19 protein-coding genes are annotated in these 21,870 nt (G+C 41.0%); 17 read left to right on the top strand and 2 right to left on the bottom strand.

All coding sequences use genetic code 11. The features are described 5' to 3' along the window. Positions 1-156: 156 nt before the first annotated feature. From ltnD to IHV77_RS04015, 11 genes are all read left to right on the top strand, one after another. The gene (gene ltnD / locus IHV77_RS04065; protein WP_194812852.1) at positions 157-1,062 is read left to right on the top strand and encodes an L-threonate dehydrogenase; all 906 of its coding nucleotides are present in this window, start codon (positions 157-159) and stop codon (positions 1,060-1,062) included. 2 nt (positions 1,063-1,064) lie between these two features. Continuing rightward, a complete protein-coding gene (gene otnK, locus IHV77_RS04060; protein ID WP_194813218.1) occupies positions 1,065-2,309 on the top strand; it encodes a 3-oxo-tetronate kinase in 1,245 nt (414 codons plus the stop codon). Continuing rightward, a complete protein-coding gene (otnC, locus tag IHV77_RS04055; protein ID WP_194812851.1) occupies positions 2,306-2,938 on the top strand; it encodes a 3-oxo-tetronate 4-phosphate decarboxylase in 633 nt (210 codons plus the stop codon). The genes otnK and otnC overlap by 4 nt, the downstream gene beginning before the upstream one ends. Before the next feature lie 2 nt (positions 2,939-2,940). Further along, positions 2,941-3,717: a 2-oxo-tetronate isomerase gene (gene otnI / locus IHV77_RS04050; RefSeq protein WP_194812850.1), complete on the top strand. Its 777-nt coding sequence runs from the start codon at positions 2,941-2,943 to the stop codon at positions 3,715-3,717. Between the two features lie 105 nt (positions 3,718-3,822). Beyond that, positions 3,823-4,770 (top strand): D-erythronate dehydrogenase, encoded by a 948-nt coding sequence (gene denD, locus IHV77_RS04045; RefSeq protein ID WP_194812849.1) that lies wholly within the window; start codon positions 3,823-3,825, stop codon positions 4,768-4,770. Between the two features lie 33 nt (positions 4,771-4,803). After that, on the top strand, positions 4,804-6,270 hold the full coding sequence (locus IHV77_RS04040; protein WP_194812848.1) for a GntT/GntP/DsdX family permease: 1,467 nt from the start codon (positions 4,804-4,806) through the stop codon (positions 6,268-6,270). Positions 6,271-6,325: 55 nt separating this feature from the next. Then, the gene (locus tag IHV77_RS04035) at positions 6,326-7,018 is read left to right on the top strand and encodes a cyclase family protein (protein WP_194812847.1); all 693 of its coding nucleotides are present in this window, start codon (positions 6,326-6,328) and stop codon (positions 7,016-7,018) included. Positions 7,019-7,063: 45 nt separating this feature from the next. Further along, complete coding sequence (locus IHV77_RS04030; protein ID WP_194812846.1) at positions 7,064-8,860, top strand: alpha/beta hydrolase; 1,797 nt, start codon at positions 7,064-7,066, stop codon at positions 8,858-8,860. A 61-nt stretch (positions 8,861-8,921) separates the two neighbouring features. After that, positions 8,922-10,025, top strand: a complete 1,104-nt coding sequence (locus IHV77_RS04025; protein ID WP_194812845.1) for a PucR family transcriptional regulator — start codon at positions 8,922-8,924, stop codon at positions 10,023-10,025. Between the two features lie 138 nt (positions 10,026-10,163). Beyond that, positions 10,164-11,426 (top strand): GntP family permease, encoded by a 1,263-nt coding sequence (locus IHV77_RS04020; protein ID WP_194812844.1) that lies wholly within the window; start codon positions 10,164-10,166, stop codon positions 11,424-11,426. A 15-nt stretch (positions 11,427-11,441) separates the two neighbouring features. Then, entirely contained in the window at positions 11,442-12,572 is a 1,131-nt protein-coding gene (locus IHV77_RS04015) for a glycerate kinase (RefSeq protein ID WP_194812843.1), read from the top strand. Between the two features lie 255 nt (positions 12,573-12,827). On the opposite strand, the gene IHV77_RS04010 is transcribed toward IHV77_RS04015, so the two are convergent. Next, entirely contained in the window at positions 12,828-14,678 is a 1,851-nt protein-coding gene (locus IHV77_RS04010) for a TRAP transporter large permease subunit (protein ID WP_194812842.1), read from the bottom strand. A gap of 77 nt (positions 14,679-14,755) precedes the next feature. After that, positions 14,756-15,745, bottom strand: coding sequence for a sialic acid TRAP transporter substrate-binding protein SiaP (locus IHV77_RS04005; protein ID WP_194813217.1), 990 nt, complete (start codon positions 15,743-15,745; stop codon positions 14,756-14,758). Between the two features lie 291 nt (positions 15,746-16,036). Here IHV77_RS04005 and IHV77_RS04000 point away from each other — a divergent pair, with 291 nt between their 5' ends. The 6 genes from IHV77_RS04000 to nagA all read left to right on the top strand — a co-directional run bounded on the left by IHV77_RS04000 (position 16,037) and on the right by nagA (position 21,854). Beyond that, on the top strand, positions 16,037-16,723 hold the full coding sequence (locus IHV77_RS04000; protein WP_194812841.1) for an N-acetylmannosamine-6-phosphate 2-epimerase: 687 nt from the start codon (positions 16,037-16,039) through the stop codon (positions 16,721-16,723). 83 nt (positions 16,724-16,806) lie between these two features. After that, positions 16,807-17,685 carry an N-acetylmannosamine kinase gene (locus IHV77_RS03995; protein ID WP_194812840.1) on the top strand — a complete coding sequence of 293 codons (879 nt, stop codon included), beginning with the start codon at positions 16,807-16,809 and terminating at the stop codon, positions 17,683-17,685. Positions 17,686-17,708: 23 nt separating this feature from the next. Further along, positions 17,709-18,575, top strand: coding sequence for a MurR/RpiR family transcriptional regulator (locus IHV77_RS03990; RefSeq protein ID WP_194812839.1), 867 nt, complete (start codon positions 17,709-17,711; stop codon positions 18,573-18,575). A gap of 9 nt (positions 18,576-18,584) precedes the next feature. Then, entirely contained in the window at positions 18,585-19,463 is an 879-nt protein-coding gene (gene nanA / locus IHV77_RS03985) for an N-acetylneuraminate lyase (RefSeq protein WP_194812838.1), read from the top strand. 201 nt (positions 19,464-19,664) lie between these two features. Further along, positions 19,665-20,471: a glucosamine-6-phosphate deaminase gene (gene nagB, locus IHV77_RS03980; RefSeq protein WP_194812837.1), complete on the top strand. Its 807-nt coding sequence runs from the start codon at positions 19,665-19,667 to the stop codon at positions 20,469-20,471. Positions 20,472-20,708: 237 nt separating this feature from the next. Continuing rightward, positions 20,709-21,854, top strand: a complete 1,146-nt coding sequence (nagA, locus tag IHV77_RS03975; protein ID WP_194812836.1) for an N-acetylglucosamine-6-phosphate deacetylase — start codon at positions 20,709-20,711, stop codon at positions 21,852-21,854. The last annotated feature ends 16 nt before the right edge of the window (positions 21,855-21,870 follow it).

The raw sequence follows: 21,870 nt of genomic DNA, 5'->3' as shown, positions 1-21,870 counted from the left end.
ATTATAGCTTTTTTTCTTTCCTCTATCTATTTTTCACAGTGAATAACAAAAAATAACATCAATGTTAAAGTTTGTGATCTTGCTCACGTTTTTTTATTTTGGTCTATGGCAGAATGCGTTTTATCAGAACAGTCAACTTATTATTTGGAGGATGTTATGACGAATAAAGCATATTCTGTCGCTGTAATCGGTTTAGGTGCAATGGGAATGGGGGCGGCACAATCTTGTGTAAACGCCGGCTTAACCACTTATGGCGTGGATCTTAATACCAAAGCTCTTGAAAAATTAAAAGCGGATGGTGCTTATGCCGTTGGGCAAAGTGCGGTCGATTTTGCCGATAAATTAGATGCGGTGGTATTGCTTGTCGTTAATGCCGCACAGGTTAATTCAGTACTGTTTGGTGAAAACGGTTTGGCGGAAAAGTTAAATAAAGGCACTGCCGTAATGGTTTCTTCTACCATTTCGGCACAAGATGCAAAATCGATTTCACAAAAATTAACAGCTTTAGGGTTGCTTATGTTAGATGCGCCGGTATCCGGTGGGGCGGCAAAAGCGACACTTGGCGAGATGACGGTAATGGCATCCGGTTCCATTCAGGCATTTGAAAAATTACAACCGGTTCTGAATGCCGTTGCCGGTAAGGTTTATAACATTGGTGAGGAAATCGGTTTAGGTGCAACGGTAAAAATTATTCATCAATTACTTGCGGGCGTGCATATCGCAGCCGGTGCGGAGGCAATGGCGCTCGCCGCAAAAGCCGGTATTCCGCTTGATTTAATGTATGACGTGGTGACAAACGCCTCCGGTAATTCTTGGATGTTTGAAAATCGTATGAAACACGTGGTGGAAGGAGATTACTCACCTCTCTCAATGGTGGATATTTTCGTAAAAGATTTAGGACTTGTGAATGATACGGCGAAATCTTTGCATTTCCCGCTTCATCTTGCCAGTACCGCCTATTCGATGTTCACTGAAGCGAGCAACGCGGGTTATGGAAAAGAAGATGACAGTGCAGTGATTAAAATCTTCAGCGGTGTCGAATTACCGAAAAAAGGAGCGTAATGATGTTGGGTGTAATTGCAGATGATTTTACCGGTGCAAGCGATATTGCGAGCTTTTTAGTCGAAAACGGTTTGCATACGGTGCAAATGAACGGTGTTCCGAATGTACCGTTAACAGAAAAAGTCGATGCCATTGTGATTAGTTTGAAGTCTCGTTCTAATCCGGTAGATCAAGCCGTTGAGCAATCATTGAATGCCCTTAAATGGCTACAAAAGAGCGGTTGTTCTCAGTTCTATTTTAAATATTGTTCAACCTTTGACAGCACCTCAAGAGGCAATATCGGGCCGGTAACGGATGCCTTATTAGATGCCCTCAACGATGATTTTACCGTGATCACACCGGCATTACCGGTTAATGGTAGAACCATCTTCAACGGTTATTTATTTGTAGGCGATGTTCTGCTTAATGAATCAGGAATGCGTGATCACCCTATTACGCCGATGAAAGATGCAAATCTTATGCGTTTAATGGATGCGCAAGCCAAAGGCAAAACGGGGTTGGTAAGTTATGCCGATGTGATTTTAGGGGCGGAACACGTTAGAGCTTGTTTTGCTAAATTGAAGCAAGACGGTTTCCGTTATGTGGTAGTCGATGCGGTAGATAACAGCCAACTTGCCGTACTTGCCGAAGCCGTACGTGATTTGAAATTAGTGACGGGCGGATCCGGTTTAGGCGCGTATATGGCGGCGAGATTAAGTGGCGGCAAAAAAGCAACGGATGTTTTTGTACCGAAAAAAGGCAGAAGCGTGATTCTTTCCGGTTCCTGTTCGGTGATGACAAATAAACAGGTTGAGTTTTACAAAGAGAAAGCGACTGCGATTTATTTGAATGTGGAACGTGCGATAGCAGATCCGAATTATGCGGAAACGTTGCTTAATCAAGTTTTGCCGCATCTTGATGAAGCTTTTGCACCTATGGTTTATGCCACCGTGCCACCTGATGAGCTTAAACAAATTCAAAGTAAATTTGGGGGAGATAAAGCAAGCCTCGCAATTGAACAAACCTTTGCAAAATTGGCGCAGTTGTTAAAAAGTAATGCCGGTGTAGAAAACTTTATTACTGCAGGTGGTGAAACTTCCAGCATTGTTGTTCAACAACTTGGTTTTAGCGGTTTTCAAATCGGTAAGCAAATCGCACCGGGAGTGCCTTGGTTAAAAGTATTAGGAGAATCGACCGCACTTGCCTTGAAATCGGGCAACTTCGGCAAAGAAAGTTTCTTCACTGATGCACAAGGAATGATGGTATGACAGAGACAGAATTAAAAACACTAATGGTAAAGCTTGGACGTTCTTTTTATGAGCGTGGTTACACTGTCGGTGGCGCAGGAAATCTTTCCGTACGGCTGGATGAAAATCGGGTTTTAGTTACCCCCACGGGCAGTTCGCTTGGAAGATTGCAAGCAGAGCGTCTTTCTGTGTTAGATATGGAAGGCAATGTTTTGGAGGGAGATAAACCCTCAAAAGAATTTGTGTTTCATTTGGCAATGTATCGCAAAAATCCGGAATGTCGGGCAATCGTACATCTTCATTCCACTTATTTAACGGCGCTTTCTTGTTTGGAAAATCTTGATCCGCAAAACGCCATTAAAGCCTTTACCCCTTATTACGTGATGCGGGTCGGTGCTTTACAGGTTATCCCTTATTACCGACCGGGTTCACCAAGTATTGCAGAGGAGTTGGAGGCTCGTGCTTTGTCCGGTAAGGCTTTCTTGCTTGCCAATCACGGCGTTGTTGTGACCGGCAAAGATTTACTTGATGCGGCGGATAACGCAGAAGAATTGGAAGAAACGGCAAAATTGTTCTTCCTATTACAAGGAAAACCGATTCGTTATTTGACGGATGATGAAGTAAATGACTTAAAAAACAGGGGGAAATAATCATGCCGAAATTTGCAGCGAATTTAACCATGATGTTTAACGAAATTCCATTTATTGAGCGTTTTGAAGCGGCGGCAAAAGCCGGCTTTAAATATGTTGAGTTTCTCTGGCCTTATGATTACGCCGTAGAAACCATTAAACAAGAATTGGATAAACACGGGTTACAAGTGGTGTTATTTAATACACCGGCGGGAGAGGTTTCTCAAGGCGAATGGGGCGTTTCGGCGATTCCAGGACGTGAAGCTCAAAGTCACCAACATATTGATATGGCATTGGAATATGCGATCGGATTAGGCTGCCCGAATGTACATATTATGGCGGCGGTGGTTCCGGAAGGGGAGGATAAAGCAGCGTATCAACAAACCTTTATCAATAATATTCGTTACGCTTCAGAAAAATTTAAACCTCATGGTATTCATATTTTATTGGAAGCATTAAGTCCGGAAGTGAAACCGAATTACTTATTAAAAAGCCAGTACGACACCTTAGCTATCGTAGAGTGTGCGGCTTGCGATAATGTATTTGTTCAGCTGGATTATTTCCACGCTCAGAATGTAGATGGAAACTTATCCCGTTTAACCGATAAATTAAAAGGTAAATTTGCCCATGTACAAATCGCCTCCGTGCCGGAACGCCATGAACCGGATGAAGGCGAAATAAACTACGAATACATTTTCAATAAGCTTGATGAAATAGGTTATCAAGGGTTTGTCGGTTGTGAATACAAACCGAGAGGAGAAACCACAAGCGGTTTGGCGTGGTTTGAACGCTATAAATAAGTGATGAAGTGCGGTTGTTTTTTGAGAAGTTTTAAAACGTCATAAAAAATGACCGCTCTTTTTATACCATAGATTTATCTTTTTTAAAGATTAAAGGAGTATTTTATGAGAATTGTAATTACCGGTGGACAAGGTTTTCTGGGGCAACGTCTTGCCAAAACATTACTTAATCAAAAACAAATCTCTATTGATGAGCTAACGTTAATTGATGTTGTGAAACCGATAGCACCGAATAATGATCCTCGTGTGAGATGTTTTGAAATGGATCTACGCTATCCTCAGGGGCTGGAAGAAATTATCACGTCCGAAACAGATGCTATTTTTCACCTTGCAGCGATCGTGAGCAGTCATGCAGAGCAAGATCCTGATCTTGGATATGAAATTAACTTTTTAGCGACAAAAAATTTGCTTGAAATTTGTCGTCAACATAATCCTAAAGTACGTTTTGTTTTTTCTAGTTCGCTTGCAGTATTTGGGGGGGATTTACCGTTAGTTATTCAAAATGATACCGCTGTGACACCTCAATCTACTTATGGAACCCAAAAGGCAATGAGTGAATTACTTATCAATGATTACACAAGAAAAGGTTTTGTTGATGGTATGTGTGTTCGTTTACCGACGATTTGTATTCGTCCCGGAAAACCAAATAAAGCGGTCTCCTCTTTTGTAAGCAGCATTATTCGCGAACCATTGAATGGCGAAGAAGCAATTTGTCCGGTTTCGGAAGATTTACTACTTTGGTTATCCAGTCCAAATACGATTATTGAAAATTTTATCCATACATTAAATTTACCGGCTTTACCATTACGTAGTTGGCATGTCATTAATCTCCCTGGATTTACAGTTAGTGTGAAGCAAATGCTTTCTGATTTAGCCGAGGTTAAAGGAGAACAAATTTTGCAAAATGTGAAATTTGAATTTGATGAAGGGATTAATAACATCGTAGCAAGTTGGCCGGCTGAAATAAATTGTTCACAAGCCTTAGAACTTGGTTTTAGAGCGGATAACAACTTCAAAGACGTAATTCATCAATTTATTCAATTCGATATGTAAGTAATAACAATTCTCACAGTATAAGGAGTACCTATGCTTGGACTACCTACGCCAATTATTGGCTTAATTATTGCTGTATTTGTTCTTATAGTTTTAGTTTTAAGAACTCGTGTGCATGCGTTTATTGCGATGCTTATTGCTTCGTCGGTAGCCGGTTTAGTCGGAGGGATGAGTGTTAATGATACGCTAGGTGCAATCACAAAAGGCTTTGGGGGTACATTAGGCGGAATCGGTATTGTTATCGGTTTAGGTGTAATGATGGGAAGCGTTTTAGAGGTTTCTGGCGCAGCAGAGAAAATGGCATTTAGTTTCATCAAATTTCTCGGTAAGAAAAAAGAGGAATGGGCGTTAGCTATTACCGGTTATGTTGTTAGTATCCCTATTTTTGTAGACTCAGCTTTTGTAATTTTGTATCCGGTTGCAAAAGCACTAGCGAAAAACGGTAAACGTTCATTACTTACTCTGGGTGTCGCACTTGCTGGTGGTTTGGTTGTAACACATCATACTGTACCTCCAACGCCGGGGCCATTAGGTGTAGCGGGATTGTTTGGTGTTGATATCGGGGCGATGTTGCTTGTTGGAATGTCGTTTGCGGTATTTCCTGTTGTAGGTATAGTTCTCTATGCAAAATGGCTAGATAAAAAATATCCAACATTTAATCAAGAGACATTTTCTAACGATGAACTAAAACAAAAATATGATGATTATATTGAAAAACATGAGAAGAAAAATCTTCCAAGTTTAGGATTATCTTTGCTTCCAATTGCATTGCCGATCTTACTTATCTTTATTAAAGCAGTTTTTGACTTAGCTATTAAAGGTAGCCCTGCAATTGCAGAGATGAAAATCTATCATTTATTTGCTTTTATCGGACATCCTATGATTGCACTCGCATTGAGTGTAGTAATTTCTGTTTACACGCTTTTACCAAAAACAGATAAAAATTCGACCGCACTTCATTTAGAGGAAGGAGTAAAGACAGCGGGGATCATTCTTCTTGTGACTGGTGCCGGTGGTGCTTTGGGGGCGGTATTGAGAGATAGTGGTGCCGGTACGGCGTTGGCAGAGCAGGTAGCAAGACTTCCTATTTCTCCAATTTTAGTTCCGTTTATTATCGCTACTTTGGTTCGATTTATTCAAGGTTCCGGTACGGTCGCGATGATTACTGCCGCTTCAATTTCTGCACCGATTCTTACTCAAATGCCGGGGGTAAATATGTTGTTGGCAGCACAGGCTGCAACCATGGGATCGCTATTTTTCGGATATTTTAATGATAGCTTATTTTGGGTAGTAAATCGAATGATGGGGATTAATGATGTAAAAAAACAGATGATAGTCTGGTCTGTGCCTACAACAATTGCGTGGGCTGTTGGTGGAAGTCTGGTAATTATCGCTAATTTAATTTGGGGTAATGATGGGGCTCTAATAGATTTAATTTTCCCACTAGGAATTTTAGTTCTAATCCTGGGCTATGTTCAAGTTCAGAATAAGCGGTTATGAGATTTAATCACTTTCAAATAATTTTTTGTATGTGATTAATTTAAGGAGAACGATTATGTTTATGTATCTATCACATCCTCTTGATCCCAAAGATTTAGTATGGCCGGGAGAACCGGCCGTAAAAGTTACCCGTTGTACGGATGTCATCAGTGATGATGAACCGTTCAGCAGTTTTATGACGGAATTGCCTAATCATTGCGGCACTCATATGGATGCTCCTCGCCATTTTGTGAAAGACGGCTTAAGCATTAATGAATTACCCATTGAATACTTTTGCCACAAGAAAGTCGCTTTATTGGAAATACCAAAGAGTGATGCAGAAGGAATCACGCAGAAAGATTTAGAACCTTATTCCGATATTTTAAAAAATGTGTCCTTTGCCTTTTTGAGAACAGGATTTGAAAAGTATAGAACAGAAGATCCCGTTCGTTATCAAAATGAAGGCCCTTACATATCAACAAGTGCGGGCAAATACTTATCTGAAAATTTTCCTAATTTAAAAGGGGTAGGTATCGACTTCTTGGCGTTAGGTTCACCTTCATCACAAATACCTGAAAGTGAAAATCCTAGAGATTGCCATCGTGCTATTTTGGGTTATCACACAGGAAAATTCACTACGGTTATTGAAGATATGCATTTATCCGAGTTACCCCCAAATGTGAATATTCAACAATTCTTTAACGCACCATTAAGAATTGTAGGGCTGGATTCCAGTCAAGTAACCTGTATTGTTGAGTTTTCCGAATAAAAGTATTGGAAATTTATCCTGTATCTAAGTGAAAGGGGAAATAATATGATGAGAAAGAATTTTATTTGGAGTGGTTTGTTTTTAATTCTCACGCTTATCTGTGCTTACTTTGCATCTTTGGTTGAGCGGGATTTCGGTCGGATTGAGGTTTCCACTATTACTTTTATGACGGAAGAAAAGCAACCGATGGTCGCAAAATTATATCGTCCGCATTCTGCGACAGATAAAAGCCCTAAGCCCGGATTATTAGCATTACATGGTTATCAAAGCGATAAGGAGGCAACGAATACGTTCGGGGCATTGGAATTAGCGAAACGCGGATTTGTTGTGCTCGCTATTGATCATTTCGGGCACGGTTATTCAACTGCATTACCGGCTTCAAATAAAAATATGAGCGGTGCAAATAATGGCTATCAATATTTAAAATCTCTCCCTTTTGTCGATAATCAGCGATTAGGTATTTTTGGTCATTCTACAGGTGCGCTAAATGCGCTCCGAGTGGCAAAATTGAATCCGGATCATAAGGCGGTAAACGGTCAAAGTGGTAATGGCGGCGAGCCTAGTTTGCATAATTATTTACTTACTCAAGGATTGTATGAAGAAATAGGCGGTTATCGTGAGAAATCTTTTCCCGTTAAAGATTTAACGAAAAACTACAGTCGTTTAAAGGCGTTTTCATTAGAAGAAAACGGTAGTTTGCAATGGGATCATACCTATGGAAATTTTACCGATGGTTCGGCAAGACGTGCCGCTTTAGTTGATGGAACGCATTTGGGTGTAATGATTTCATCACATACCAATAAAGAAGCGGTTTTATGGTTTAATCAGGCTTTACAACAAGGGCAAAAAGATGCGGATTGGGTTGAACCGGATCAACAAACCTATTGGTATAAAGAGTTTGCGGGATTATTTGCCTTATCTTTTGCGCTGGTTTCTTCATTATTTTTAGCTGCCGGATTATTGAATCATTCTTATTTTTCGGCAGTAACACAACCTCCCTCAACAAAAATTGAATTATCTTCAAACAAATGGTTTTATTTCGCCATAGGCAATATCATGATGACAATCGTATTGTATCCATTGTTTACACAATGGGGTGGTGCGAATGAACCTATTGCCGCAGTGGTTCCTTTTATGCCGTTAGAAATGGGAAACGGCATCATATTATGGTTAATTGTTAGTGCGATAGTTAATTATATATTGTTCTTTATATGGTCTCGTAAGAAGCTTATTTCTTGGCAGGAGTTCGGTGTTTTCTCTAATACATCGAATATAACAACTGTTCAATTAATATTACGCTACTTTATTTTAGCGATAATATTAGTCGGTTATCTTTATAGTATTGCTTACCTTGTTCATTCTATCTGGCAAGTTGAATTACGCTTTTTATGGCCGATCTTTAAACCTCTTACAGCGGAACGCTTTATTTTATTTCCGATTTACTGGTTATTTATTTTCTTCTTTTTCTATTCATTTAATGGATTGATTATTAATGTACAAATGCGTATGAAACATAGGAAATGTTTCACGATGACCTTGATAAATTGGACAATAAAAACAAGTTTATTCGCAGTCGGTGGATTAATAATTTTATGGTTATTTCATTTTATACCGAATTTTATGCAACTAGGACCGGGGTTCGATTTAATAGGACTCCCGCAATTCGGTGGTCGTTGGATGATGATGTTATCGGTTATTATTCCGCAATTTGTCATTTTCATTTTAATTAGTCATTGGTGCTATCTCAAAACAGGCTATGTGTATCTCAGCGTCTTTTTTACTTCAATGTTAATGGCATGGATTCTGGTTGGAGGGCAAGTTATCGGACGCTTCCTTGCTTAAGGAAAAACGAATAAGTATAGTTAGGTTTTCACGTAATATTTAAATAATCAGGTTATTTCTAATGCAACTCGATACTATTCTTGCGAAGAAAATCGTTCAGCGGACGATGAAAATTATCCATTGTTCAGTGAATGTGATGGATCACGATGGGGTGATTATTGCCTCCGGTAATGCGAAACGTTTAGGGCAGCGACATACGGGGGCGGTTATCGCATTACGGGAAAATAAAGTGGTGGAAGTGGATGAGGTGTTGGCGGAAAAATGGAATTTTGAAGCGCAGCCGGGGATTAATTTACCGATTCAGTATCTTGGCAAAAATCTTGGTGTCGTGGGCATTTCCGGCGAACCTTTGTTAGTGAAACAGTATGCGGAATTAGTGAGAATGACCGCCGAATTGATTGTGGAACAGCACGCATTACTGGAACGTGAAAGTTGGCATCGCCGCTATAAAGAGGAATTTATTTTACAGCTATTGCGTGGCAATCTGAACTGGAAGGATATGGAGCAGCAAGCTCAATTTTTCTCTTTTGATCTCAATAAATCCCGAGTGGTGATTTTGATTAAGCTTTTACAGCCGAATCCGGATAGTGTACAGCATTTAATCAATTATTTAGAACAGCCCGAATTTGAGCAAGAAGTGGCGATGCTATCCTTAAATCAAGTGGTGGTGCTAAAATCTTTTCAAATTTCGACCGCACTTTTACAAATGAAAACCTTATTGCCGCCTGATTACGTTAAGCAAGATTATAAAATCGCAGTCGGTGCGGCTTTAAATGCCCCCTTGTCTGAGCAATTACCCCTTTCTTTTGAGAGCGCACAAAGTACCTTGGCTTACGGATTAAAACATCACCCGCGGAAAAACGTCTATTTTTTTGATGAATATCGTTTGCCCGTGCTGTTGACGGGGCTATCCGGTTCTTGGCAAGGGGGTGAATTACTGAAACCGATTGCGCCCTTGTTTGCGGAAGAAAATATCAGTCTATATAAAACACTACAACAATATTTTTTATCAAATTGTGATCTACATCTCGCTGCTGAAAAATTGTTTATCCACCCTAATACGTTACGTTATCGTCTTTCTAAAATTGAGCAATTAACGGGCTTATCTTTCAATAAGATAGATCATACATTGAGCTTGTATCTCGGAACATTGCTTGAACATTGATTTGTATTATTCAACAAAGTGCGGTCATTTTTGAATGCATTTTTTGTTTATCCGAATAAAGCTATTTTTTAATTATCACGGAATAATCTCTTCAGTTTTTTTATAGTGAATTTAATTCACTTATTAGAGGAGAGAAAAATGACGACTGTATCTGCTTTAGGAGCATTGGTGGCGTTAATTGTTGCCATCTTCCTTATTCTGAAAAAAGTTTCCCCCGCTTATGGAATGTTGGCTGGGGCGTTGGTTGGCGGATTGATTGGCGGTGCGGATTTATCACAAACGGTCAGTTTGATGATTGGTGGCGCACAAGGTATTACCACCGCAGTAATGCGTATTTTGGCAGCCGGTGTGTTGGCGGGCGTATTGATTGAATCCGGTGCGGCAAATTCTATTGCCGAGACGATCACGAACAAACTTGGTGAAACTCGAGCATTGCTTGCTTTAGCATTGTCGACAATGATTTTAACCGCTGTGGGGGTATTTGTGGATGTTGCGGTGATCACCGTATCGCCAATCGCTCTTGCTTTGGCACGCCGTACGGATTTATCTAAACCGGCAATTTTATTGGCGATGATAGGTGGTGGTAAAGCGGGCAACATTATGTCGCCGAACCCGAATGCGATTGCTGCCGCCGATACTTTTCATTTACCGCTTACCTCAGTGATGATGGCAGGTGTCATTCCGGCGATTTTCGGCTTGATTTTGACCTATGTTTTAGCGAAACGCTTGATCAATAAAGGCACTAAAGTAACAGACAAAGAAGTCGTTGCCGTAGAAAGTCAAAATTTACCGGCATTTTCAACCGCACTTGTTGCTCCGCTCGTGGCAATTTTACTCCTTGCCCTTCGTCCGTTATTCGATATTAAAGTCGATCCGCTGATTGCTCTACCGCTAGGCGGCTTAATCGGTGCGCTTTGCATGGGGAAATTACGTCAAGCGAACAGCTATGCGATGAGCGGCTTGGGTAAAATGGCGCCGGTGGCGATTATGTTGCTCGGTACAGGGGCATTAGCGGGTATTATTGCCAATTCAGGCTTAAAAGATGTATTGATTCAAGGTTTGGAACATTCCGGCTTACCGTCTTACATTCTCGCACCGATTTCAGGGGCGTTAATGTCTTTAGCTACGGCTTCTACCACTGCCGGTACGGCGGTTGCCTCCAATGTGTTCAGCGGCACATTGCTTGAACTCGGTGTGAGTGCTTTAGCCGGTGCGGCAATGATTCACGCGGGTGCCACGGTATTCGATCATATGCCGCACGGTTCGTTCTTCCACGCAACGGGGGGAAGCGTGAATATGGAAATGAAAGAACGTTTAAAACTCATTCCTTATGAAAGTGCGGTCGGTTTGATAATGACCGTCATATCCACCTTAATTTTCGGCGTATTTAACCTATTCTAACGACAGGAGAGCAAAATGAAAATTGTAATTGCACCCGATTCCTTTAAAGAAAGTTTGACTGCACTTGAAGTGGCAACGGCGATTGAAACCGGCTTTAAACGCGTTTTTCCTGAAGCGGAATATGTAAAATTACCGATGGCGGACGGTGGTGAGGGGACGGTTCAGTCTTTAGTGGATGCCACTCAAGGTAAACTTATTGAATGTGAAGTTACCGCACCTTTAGGCAATAAAGTGAAAAGTTTTTTCGGTTTATCCGGTGACGGTAAGACGGCGATTATTGAAATGGCGGCGGCTTCCGGCTTGCACTTGGTTTCACCTGAAAAACGTAATCCTTTACTCACAACCAGTTATGGTACGGGTGAATTGATTAAACAAGCCCTCGATCTCGGTGTAGAAAGATTCATTCTCGGTATCGGTGGTAGTGCGACCAATGATGGCGGCGTGGGAATGTTACAAGCCCTTGGGTTACAGTGCTTGGATGCAGAAGGTAAGCAAATCGGCTTTGGTGGGGCAGAGCTTATCAATATTGATAAAATTGATCTTCGACAGTTGGATCCGCGCCTGCATAATGTTCATATTGACGTTGCCTGTGATGTCAATAATCCGCTTTGCGGAGAACGTGGCGCTTCCGCTATTTTCGGGCCACAGAAAGGGGCAACGCCTGAAATGGTAAAACAACTTGATAGGGCGCTCGCACATTTTGCCGAAATCGCCGAACGTGATTGCGGTAAACAAATTAAAGAACAAGCGGGTGCAGGTGCAGCAGGTGGAATGGGGGGCGGATTGTTATTGTTACCAAACGTACAACTTAAAGCCGGTGTGCAAATCGTGCTGGATACGTTACGTCTCGCAGATTATGTGAAAGATGCGGATTATGTGATTACCGGAGAAGGCCGAATGGATGCCCAAAGTATTATGGGAAAAACCCCAATCGGGGTCGCACGCACGGCAAAACAGTTCAATAAACCGGTGATCGCTATTGTCGGCTGTTTGCGTGAGGATTATGATGTGGTTTTCGCTCACGGTATTGATGCCGTCTTCCCTATCATCCGTCAATTAGGCGATTTATCCGATATTCTAAAACAAGGCGAACAAAATCTTATTTCCGCTGCGCAGAATGTTGCGAGAGTATTGGCGTTGAAGTGAGCTTTTAGATAAAAAGTGCGGTCAAAATTGAGTAAATTTTTTTCCTATGTAGCACTTGCACAAATAATCATCGTAGAGTGCGGTTAGGCGAAGCCGTAACGCACTAGTAGAGAGTTTAATGATGAAACGGTGCGTTACGCAAAGCTTAATATATCTTACCCCCGATAAATATTGGAAATAAAATTCTCTTTGTGCAACTGCTACATAATAATGGAGAAAGGACAAAGTGCGGTCAAAAATGACCGCACTTTTATGTTATGGAATCAATAGATTCGGTATAAACGTAATAATTTGTGGGAAGATCGTGATGATTATCAAGGTAGCGAAAATCGGAATAAGGAATGGCAATACCCCTTTTGTTACCGTAGAAACGGACATATTCCCCACTCGAGCCACAACAAAGAGTGCCATACCCATCGGTGGTGTTAGAATACCGATCATCATATTTAACGTTGTCATTACGCCGAAGAATATGAGGTCAATATTAAATTGCATTGCAATAGGAATAAGCATCGGAAGTACTAAGAATTGCAATGCCAATGCGTCAATAAACATACCGAGGAAGAGTAAGAGTGCGTTAATCATCACTAATACCATCAAAGGCGAATCCGCCACGGCAACGAATACATCGGCAATGCGCATCGCCACTTGTTCGCGAGCGATCATATCGCCGAAGAAAGTTACCGTCATAATCATCAATGCAACGACACCGGTAATCGCCATGGCTTCTACACAGCTATTAAAAAGCATTTTCAAGGTTAATTCTTTATAGACGAATTTACCGATAATCACGGAATAAGTAGCGGCGACGACTGCGGATTCAGTCGGGCTGAATAAGCCGGAGAAAATACCGCCGATAATTAACAACGGTGTTAAAATCGCCCAAAATGCTTTTTTGAATGCAGAGCAAAGTTGCGCGCGGGAGGCCTTAGGTGTTCTAGGGTAGCCACGTTTTTTCGAAATGTAATAATTCATTGCCATTAATGCAATAGTAACCAACACTCCGGGTACGAATCCCGCAATAAAGAGTTTTGCGATGGATTCATTGGCAATGACACCGTAAATAATCATTGCGATACTTGGCGGAACTAATGGACCGATAATACAAGAGGCTGCCGTAATACCGCCGCAAATGTCATCATCATAACCTGCATCCCGCATTGCTTTGATTTCAAGTTGGCCTAAACCGCCGGCATCTGCAAGTGCAGAACCTGACATTCCTGAGAATAGTAAACTTGCACCGATATTCACGTGTCCCATACCGCCGGTATAGTGTCCTAATAGGGCTTTGGCAAAACTAAAGATCCGTTCGGTAATACCGCCGGTGTTCATTAAAATACCGGTTAAAATATAGAAAGGTACGGCGAGAAGTGGGAAACTATCAAGACTATAGACTAATTTTTCTGTTGCAGCATTAACAACGTTCCAGCGAGTCATAGCGAAATAGAGTAAGGTCGTGATGAACAGTGACCAGCCCACCGGCACACCAAGAAACATAATAACAAGCCATACAAGCAATGCGACATAAACCGCACTTGAGCCTAATTTCACATAGTTTGTTATGCGTAATACTTTAAACCAATCTGGCGCAAAAAATAAAACTACCAATAAAATGACCGCACTTACTATAAAAAAAGTCGCGGGCAAATAGCTTTTGTTCTCTTTAAAATTTTGCGCTTGTGCTTGGAAGAAGCGAATCATCATTAAAACGGAAATAATCGGCAGAGAGGCAAAAATCCATTTTTCTGAAATACCGCCTAAGGCATCAATTGGAAAGTTTGCGCCCATAAAGGTGCGAATACCAAAATGAATAAAGAAGAAAATACCGGCAAAAATGACAAGTTGTACAAAGGTATTGGCAACTTTTCTAATTTTATCGGGCATTAAATTTGTTAAGAAATCTATGTAAACATGTTCTTGTTTACGAATCGCAACACTAATGCCAAGCATACCTACATAAACAAAGAGCAGTTTTGCTAGTTCCTCACTCCAAATTAAAGGAGATTGGAGTACTTGGCGGAATAAAATTTGTGCGACAAGAATACCGAAGATGGCGAGAAACAGGATGCCACCAATCCATTCTTCAAGTTTATTAAAGATTTTCATACTTCACTCCATAAATAAGGGAGACGACACGAAGGAAAAGGTTGAGTGTGCCAAGTCATCGGCACACTCAGGGTTAATTATTTGTTGATTGCTTCAATTTCTTTTAAAGCCGCTTCGCCTTTCTCTCCCGTTTGTTTCACAAATTCCGCATAGAACGGTTTCATCGCTTCTTTGAATGGAGCAAGGTCAGGACGAGTGATGGTTACACCTTGTTTTTCAAAGAAAGCCACTAATTCTTTTTCCCCTTCTACGAATAATTTAGTGTGGTAGGCTGCCGCTTTTTCTGCCGCATCTTTCACTACTTTTTGTAAATCTTCCGGTAAATCGTTATAGGTTTCATTGCTTACCAAATAAAGGTTATCGTTTAGGATATGGTTCGTCATGGCTAAGAATTTTTGCACTTCATAGAATTTTTGTGCTTGCACTGTGGCTAACGGATTTTCTTGACCATCAACAGAGTTGGTTTGAAGAGCAAGATAGACTTCGGAGAACGCCATTGGCGTTGGCGCTGCGCCTACATATTTTGCATAAGCCAAGTTGGTTGCCGCATTTGGCACGCGAAGTTTTAATCCTTTCATATCGCCAATGTTGTTAATGGCTCGATTTGATGTGGTTTGGCGAGTACCGTTATAGGATTGGGAGAGTAGTGTTACGCCTAAATCTTTATTCATTTTTTGAATCAAATCTTTACCGAACGAGGTTTCGTATAAAGCTTTTTGCGCTACATTATAATCGCTGATCACATAAGGAAGAGCGAATACGGCTGCTTCAGGGTAGAACAGCTGAAAACGTGCGGATTCTGCAAAAGTGAAATCCAGCGCACCGTCTTTTAATTGTTTTAACATCGCACGGTCATCACCTAATTGTGAACTAGGGTAGAGAGACACTTCAATTTTGCCGCCTGATTTTTCTTTTACTTCTTTAGCGAACATTTCTGCCGCTTTATATTCGTTAGATGACGTTCCGGCATTCATTCCGAATTTTAAATCATAATCCGCAGCCAAAACGGCGGAAGACATACCAAAAGTCATTGCAGTCGTAAGAAAAAGTTTTGTGAATTTCATAATGTTGCTCCTATTGAAATCTATCAAATTGATAGTGCTATCGTGAGAATGATTTTTGGCAATATTTCAACCAAAATGATTTATTCGCTTTGCATTCTAAGAGTAAAAAAAGTTTTTTTAAATAGACTTTGGAGTTTTATTTCAAAAATGAGATGTAGATCACATTTACAAAAATATACTTCAAAAAATATTTTAGTTTGGAGTGATTTTTCTATATAATGTCGGTCGTATAACAAGGGAGACTTTAGCAATTTGGCTAAAGGCATATGTCTAAATGAAAAATGAGGCAGTTATATGCTTAAACTTACACATGAACAGATTTTTCAACATATTCAAAACGGCTTAATTGCTTCTTGCCAACCTGTCGATGACGGTCCAATGGATAAGCCGGAAATTGTTGCTGCGATGGCGCAGGCTTCGGTTATCGGCGGTGCTGTCGGTATTCGTATTGAAGGTGTCGATAATTTAAAAGCGACACGTCCAATGGTGAATGTACCTATTATCAGTATCGTGAAGCGGGATTTGCCGGATAGTCCGATTCGTATTACGCCTTTTCTATCTGATATTGAAGATCTTGCTAAAGCAGGGGCGGATATTATTGCTGTTGATGGGACGAATCGCCCGCGCCCGGTTGATTTAGAAAGTGCGGTCAAAAAAATCCATGAATTAGGTTGCTTGGCAATGGCGGATTGTGCCGACTTAGAAGAAGGTTTGCATTGCCAAAAATTAGGGTTTGATATTATCGGTAGCACGATGTCAGGCTATACGGGTGATGTCGTGCCGGAAGAACCCGACTATCAATTAGTGAAAGATCTTAAAGCCGCAGGTTGCCGTGTAATGGCAGAGGGGCGTTACAACACGCCGGAACTGGCTAAAATCGCTATCGAAATCGGTGCGGATTTTGTTACGGTAGGATCTGCGCTAACCCGTCTTGAACATATTGTGGGCTGGTTTGCGAACGCGGTGAAATCTGCGAAATAAACGATTGAATAATATCGGTATATTTTGTCGGTTTATTTTACAGAGGGTTTATTTGAAGCGAACCTCAATAGTAAGGATTTATTATGCGCTGTTTAGCTCTGGATATCGGTGGTACTAAAATTGCGGCGGCAATCGTTAAAAATGGTGAGATAACTTCACGTCAACAAATTGCGACACCGCAAGATAATGCCGCAAAAGCATTACATCAAGCCATTGAACGATTATTAATGGATTATGCCGGTCGATTTGATTATGTCGCCGTTGCCTCAACGGGAATTATTAATCAAGGCATTTTGACCGCACTTAATCCGAAAAACCTCGGCGGTTTAGCCGAATTTCCACTAAAAGAAAGTATCGCACGCCACACGGATAAACCTATCGGTTTACTCAATGATGTACAGGCGGCAGCCTATGCCGAATATCAGTTACAAGATCAACCCCGACTTGCTAATTTCGCTTTTATTACCGTTTCGACCGGTGTCGGCGGCGGATTAATTTTGGATCATCAATTACTCACCGAACCTAATGGTATTGCAGGTCATATCGGGCATACGATAGCGGATCCAAACGGACCTTTATGTGGTTGCGGTCGTCGTGGTTGTGTTGAAGCGATTGCGGCAGGACGGGCGATTGAAGCGGCTGCTTCAAACTGGGAAAGCCCTTGCACTCCAAAAGAAGTATTTGAACTTTTCAGAAAAAATGATGAAAAAGCGACCGCACTTGTAAAACATTCCGCCTATGCCATTGCGAATTTGGTGGCGGATTTGAAAATCGGTTTGGATATGCAAAAAGTGGTCATCGGTGGCAGCGTGGGACTGGCAGAAGGTTATTTACCTTTGGTTAAACATTTTCTCAATGAAATGCCGCAAGTTTATCACTGTGAATTAACCGCCGCCCGATTGGGGCCGGATGCCGGATTGGTTGGCGCAGCCTATTGGGTTAATGATGTTTTACTTAAATAATTCGGTTTTAGGGGGGGGGGATTATGGTTAAGAGTGGCAATATTTTAAATACGATTAGCTCACTATATGAGAGTTTAACGAAAACCGAGAAAAAAATAGCGGATACGATTTTAATGTCGCCGGATCTTGTCGTGCAATGCCCGCTTTCTGAAATTGCCGCTCACTTGAATGTGGGCGAAGCGACCTTTGTACGTTTTTGTCGTTCTATTGGTTTTAAAGGGTTCAGTGATTTCAAATTAGAACTCTCAATTGAGTTGGCAACGAAAGACAATCTTGATAACCCGTTATTGGAAACGGATATTGATAAGGCGGATAGTTCATATCATATTGCACAAAAATTACAAAATGCGATTTCCAATGTCGTAAGCGAGAGTATTAATCTATTAGATTTTAAGCAACTGGAAGAAAGTGTAAAAGCGATACGCCAGGCAAATCGAATCTTTTTGTTTGGGGTGGGATCGTCAGGTATTACGGCGGAAGAAGCAAAAAATAAATTAATGCGGATCGGCTTCCAAGTGGATGCCACCGGTAATAATCATTTTATGTATATGCAAGCGGCATTATTACAACCTAATGATGTTGCGATTGGAATTAGTCATTCGGGTTATTCGCAAGAAACAGCCCACGCTTTAAAAATCGCCAAGCAAAACGGCGCAACCACGGTGGCGATCACTCACAGCTTACGTTCACCTATTACGGAATCTGCCGATTTTGTCTTAGTGAATGGTAATAAACAAGGTAAATTGCAGGGGGATTCTATCGGTACTAAAATCGCCCAGCTTTTTGTATTAGATCTGATTTATGCTTTGTTAGTGCAAAGCGAACAGGATAGAGCGGTGCAGACTAAGCAGAAAACGCTCAATGTAATTCTAGAGCAACGTATAAAATAGGAGAAAATTATGCGTGATTTAAAAGGTATTTTCAGTGCGTTATTAGTGTCATTTAACGAAGATGGCTCGATTAATGAAAAAGGTTTACGCCAGATTATTCGCCACAATATCGATAAAATGAAAGTCGATGGGTTATATGTGGGCGGTTCTACCGGCGAAAATTTTATGCTTTCGACTGAAGAGAAAAAACAAATTTTCCGTATTGCGAAAGATGAAGCGAAAGATCAGGTTGCGCTTATCGCACAAGTGGGAAGTGTGAACCTACACGAAGCGGTTGAGTTGGGCAAATATGCTACCGAATTAGGCTATGACAGCTTATCTGCCGTTACTCCATTCTACTATAAATTCAGTTTCCCTGAGATTAAACATTATTATGAGACCATTATTGCCGAAACCGGAAATAATATGATCGTCTATTCCATTCCGTTTTTAACCGGTGTGAATATGGGGATTGAACAATTCGGCGAACTTTATAAAAATCCAAAAGTGCTTGGTGTGAAATTTACTGCCGGAGACTTTTATTTATTAGAACGTTTGAAAAAAGCCTATCCAGAACACCTAATCTGGGCAGGTTTTGATGAAATGATGTTACCGGCGGCCTCTTTAGGTGTAGATGGCGCAATTGGTTCAACCTTTAATGTAAACGGTGTGCGCGCCCGTCAAATCTTTGAATTGGCAAAAGCCGGAAAAATAAAAGAAGCGTTGGAAATTCAACACGTTACTAATGATTTAATTGAAGGCATTTTAGCAAACGGCTTATATTTAACCATCAAAGAATTACTCAAATTAGAAGGCGTGGAGGCAGGCTACTGCCGTGAACCGATGACAGCAAAAGCAACACCGGAGCAGCTTGCCGAAGCCAAAGCACTAAAAGCGAAATATTTATAACAATACGGTATGGCGATTGCACAAATGATTGGAAGGGCGTATTACTACGCACTGGTAATACTTGGACGAAATAGGATATACAATACTCTTTCTACATCACTAAATTCTTTTTGTGCAAGTGCGACATAATATCGAAATTAAATGGAAAAATAACCGCACTTTCGTTCTCTAAAAGTGAGGTCAAAATAAAGGAAATTTACTATGCGTCTTATTCCCTTACAAAACGATCAGCAAGTGAGCCGTTGGGCTGCACGCCATATTGTGGATCGGATTAATCATTTTAAACCGACGGCGGAACGTCCGTTTGTTCTTGGATTACCAACAGGCAGTACACCGTTAAAAACTTATCAAGAATTAATCGCACTTTATCGAGCCGGCGAGGTGAGTTTTAAAAATGTGGTGACATTTAATATGGATGAGTATGTGGGCTTGCCGAAAGAACATCCGGAAAGTTATCACAGCTTTATGTATAACAATTTCTTTAATCACGTTGATATTCAACCGGAAAATATCAATATCCTGAACGGAAACACCGATAACCACGATGAAGAATGCCGCCGCTATGAAGAAAAAATAAAATCTTACGGAAAAATAAATCTCTTTATGGGCGGAGTGGGAAATGACGGACATATCGCTTTCAACGAACCCGCTTCTTCATTAAATTCACGCACCCGCATTAAAACCCTAACACAAGATACATTGCTCGCCAATTCTCGTTTTTTTGACAATGATATAAATAAAGTGCCGAAATATGCATTAACTATCGGAGTCGCTACACTGCTTGATGCGGAAGAAGTGATGATTCTTGCAACCGGGCATCAAAAAGCCCTTGCCGTGCAAGCGGCGGTAGAAGGTGCGGTGAATCATATGTGGACAGTGAGCGCATTACAACTTCACCGCCATTTTATTTTGGTTTGTGATGAATCGGCGCAACAAGAGTTGAAAGTCAAAACCGTGAAATACTTCACAGAATTGGAACAACGCGCGATTCACAGCGTGTTATCATAAATCGTCAACGCCGCATGAAAGTGCGGTCGTTTTTTTCATTATTATGTATCAGTCGCACAAAGAGAATTTTATCTCTGATATTTTATTTAGGTAGGGGGCGTTGAGCTTCACGTAACGCACCGTTTCATCATAAATCCCTGTTAATTGGTGCGTTACCGTTACGGCTTCGCCTAATACAAGGATTTGTGCAACAGCAGCATAATGCCGGTTTTTTGGGATTATTTTTAGGAAGAGAAGATGAGATACGCATTAACAAATTGTGTTATTTACACAAAATACGAAGTATTACGGGATTTTGCCGTTGTTATCAACGGCGAAATTATTGAAGCGGTCATACCGCAAAATGAATTGGAGAAAGATCTAAAAGTCATTGATTTACAGGGTAATAATCTTACTGCCGGCTTTATAGATCTACAACTTAACGGCTGTGGTGGCGTGATGTTTAACGATCAAACCAGCGTAGAAACGTTAGAAATTATGCAAGCCACCAACTTAAAATCCGGTTGCACCAGTTTCTTACCGACTTTTATCACCGCACCGGATGAAGGCATTAAAAGTGCGGTCAAAATTATGCGTGAATATTTAGCCAAACATAAAAATCAAGCACTCGGTTTACATATTGAAGGGCCTTATATCAGTGTAGAGAAAAAAGGCGTACACCGTCCGGAATATATTCGTGAAATCTCATCCGAAATGAAAGACTTTCTCTGTGAAAACGGCGATGTTATCACCAAACTAACTATCGCAGCGGAAAACCCAACCGCACAATATATCCCTGATTTTGTAAAAAGTGGCATTATCGTGTCTATCGGCCATTCCAATGCAACTTATGATGTAGCAAAAACCGCCTTTCGCAAAGGTGCGACTTTTGCAACGCATTTACACAATGCAATGTCGCCAATTAGCTCGGGGCGTGCAATGGGTGTGGTTGGTGCAGTGCTGGATTCTGATGTTTACACGGGAATTATCGTAGATGGCGTACATATTGATTACGGCAACGTTCGAATTGATAAGAAAATTAAAGGCGATAAATTATGTATCGTAACGGATTCTATTGCTGCGGCAGGGGCGGGGCCAGAGCTAGAAACATTCACTTTTGTAGGCAAAACGATTTATGTGAAGGAAGGGCGTTGTTACGATGCGAACGGTACAATCGCCGGTGCTTCTATCACGATGATGGAGTCAATTAAAAATGCAGTCGAATTTGTTGAAATTCCACTTGCAGAAACTATTCGTATGAGTAATCTTTACCCTGCTCGTGCCATTGGTGTTGATGATCGTTTGGGCTCGGTAGAAAAAGGGAAAATCGCTAATTTAGCGGTGTTTACACCGGATTATCAAGTAATTGGTACGGTAGTAAATGGGGAGTGGAAACTGAATTGAGATATTGTTCTATTTG

It is taken from the genome of Rodentibacter haemolyticus, assembly GCF_015356115.1.
GTDB lineage: Bacteria > Pseudomonadota > Gammaproteobacteria > Enterobacterales > Pasteurellaceae > Rodentibacter > Rodentibacter haemolyticus.
This window is presented reverse-complemented; position numbering and strand designations above follow the sequence as displayed.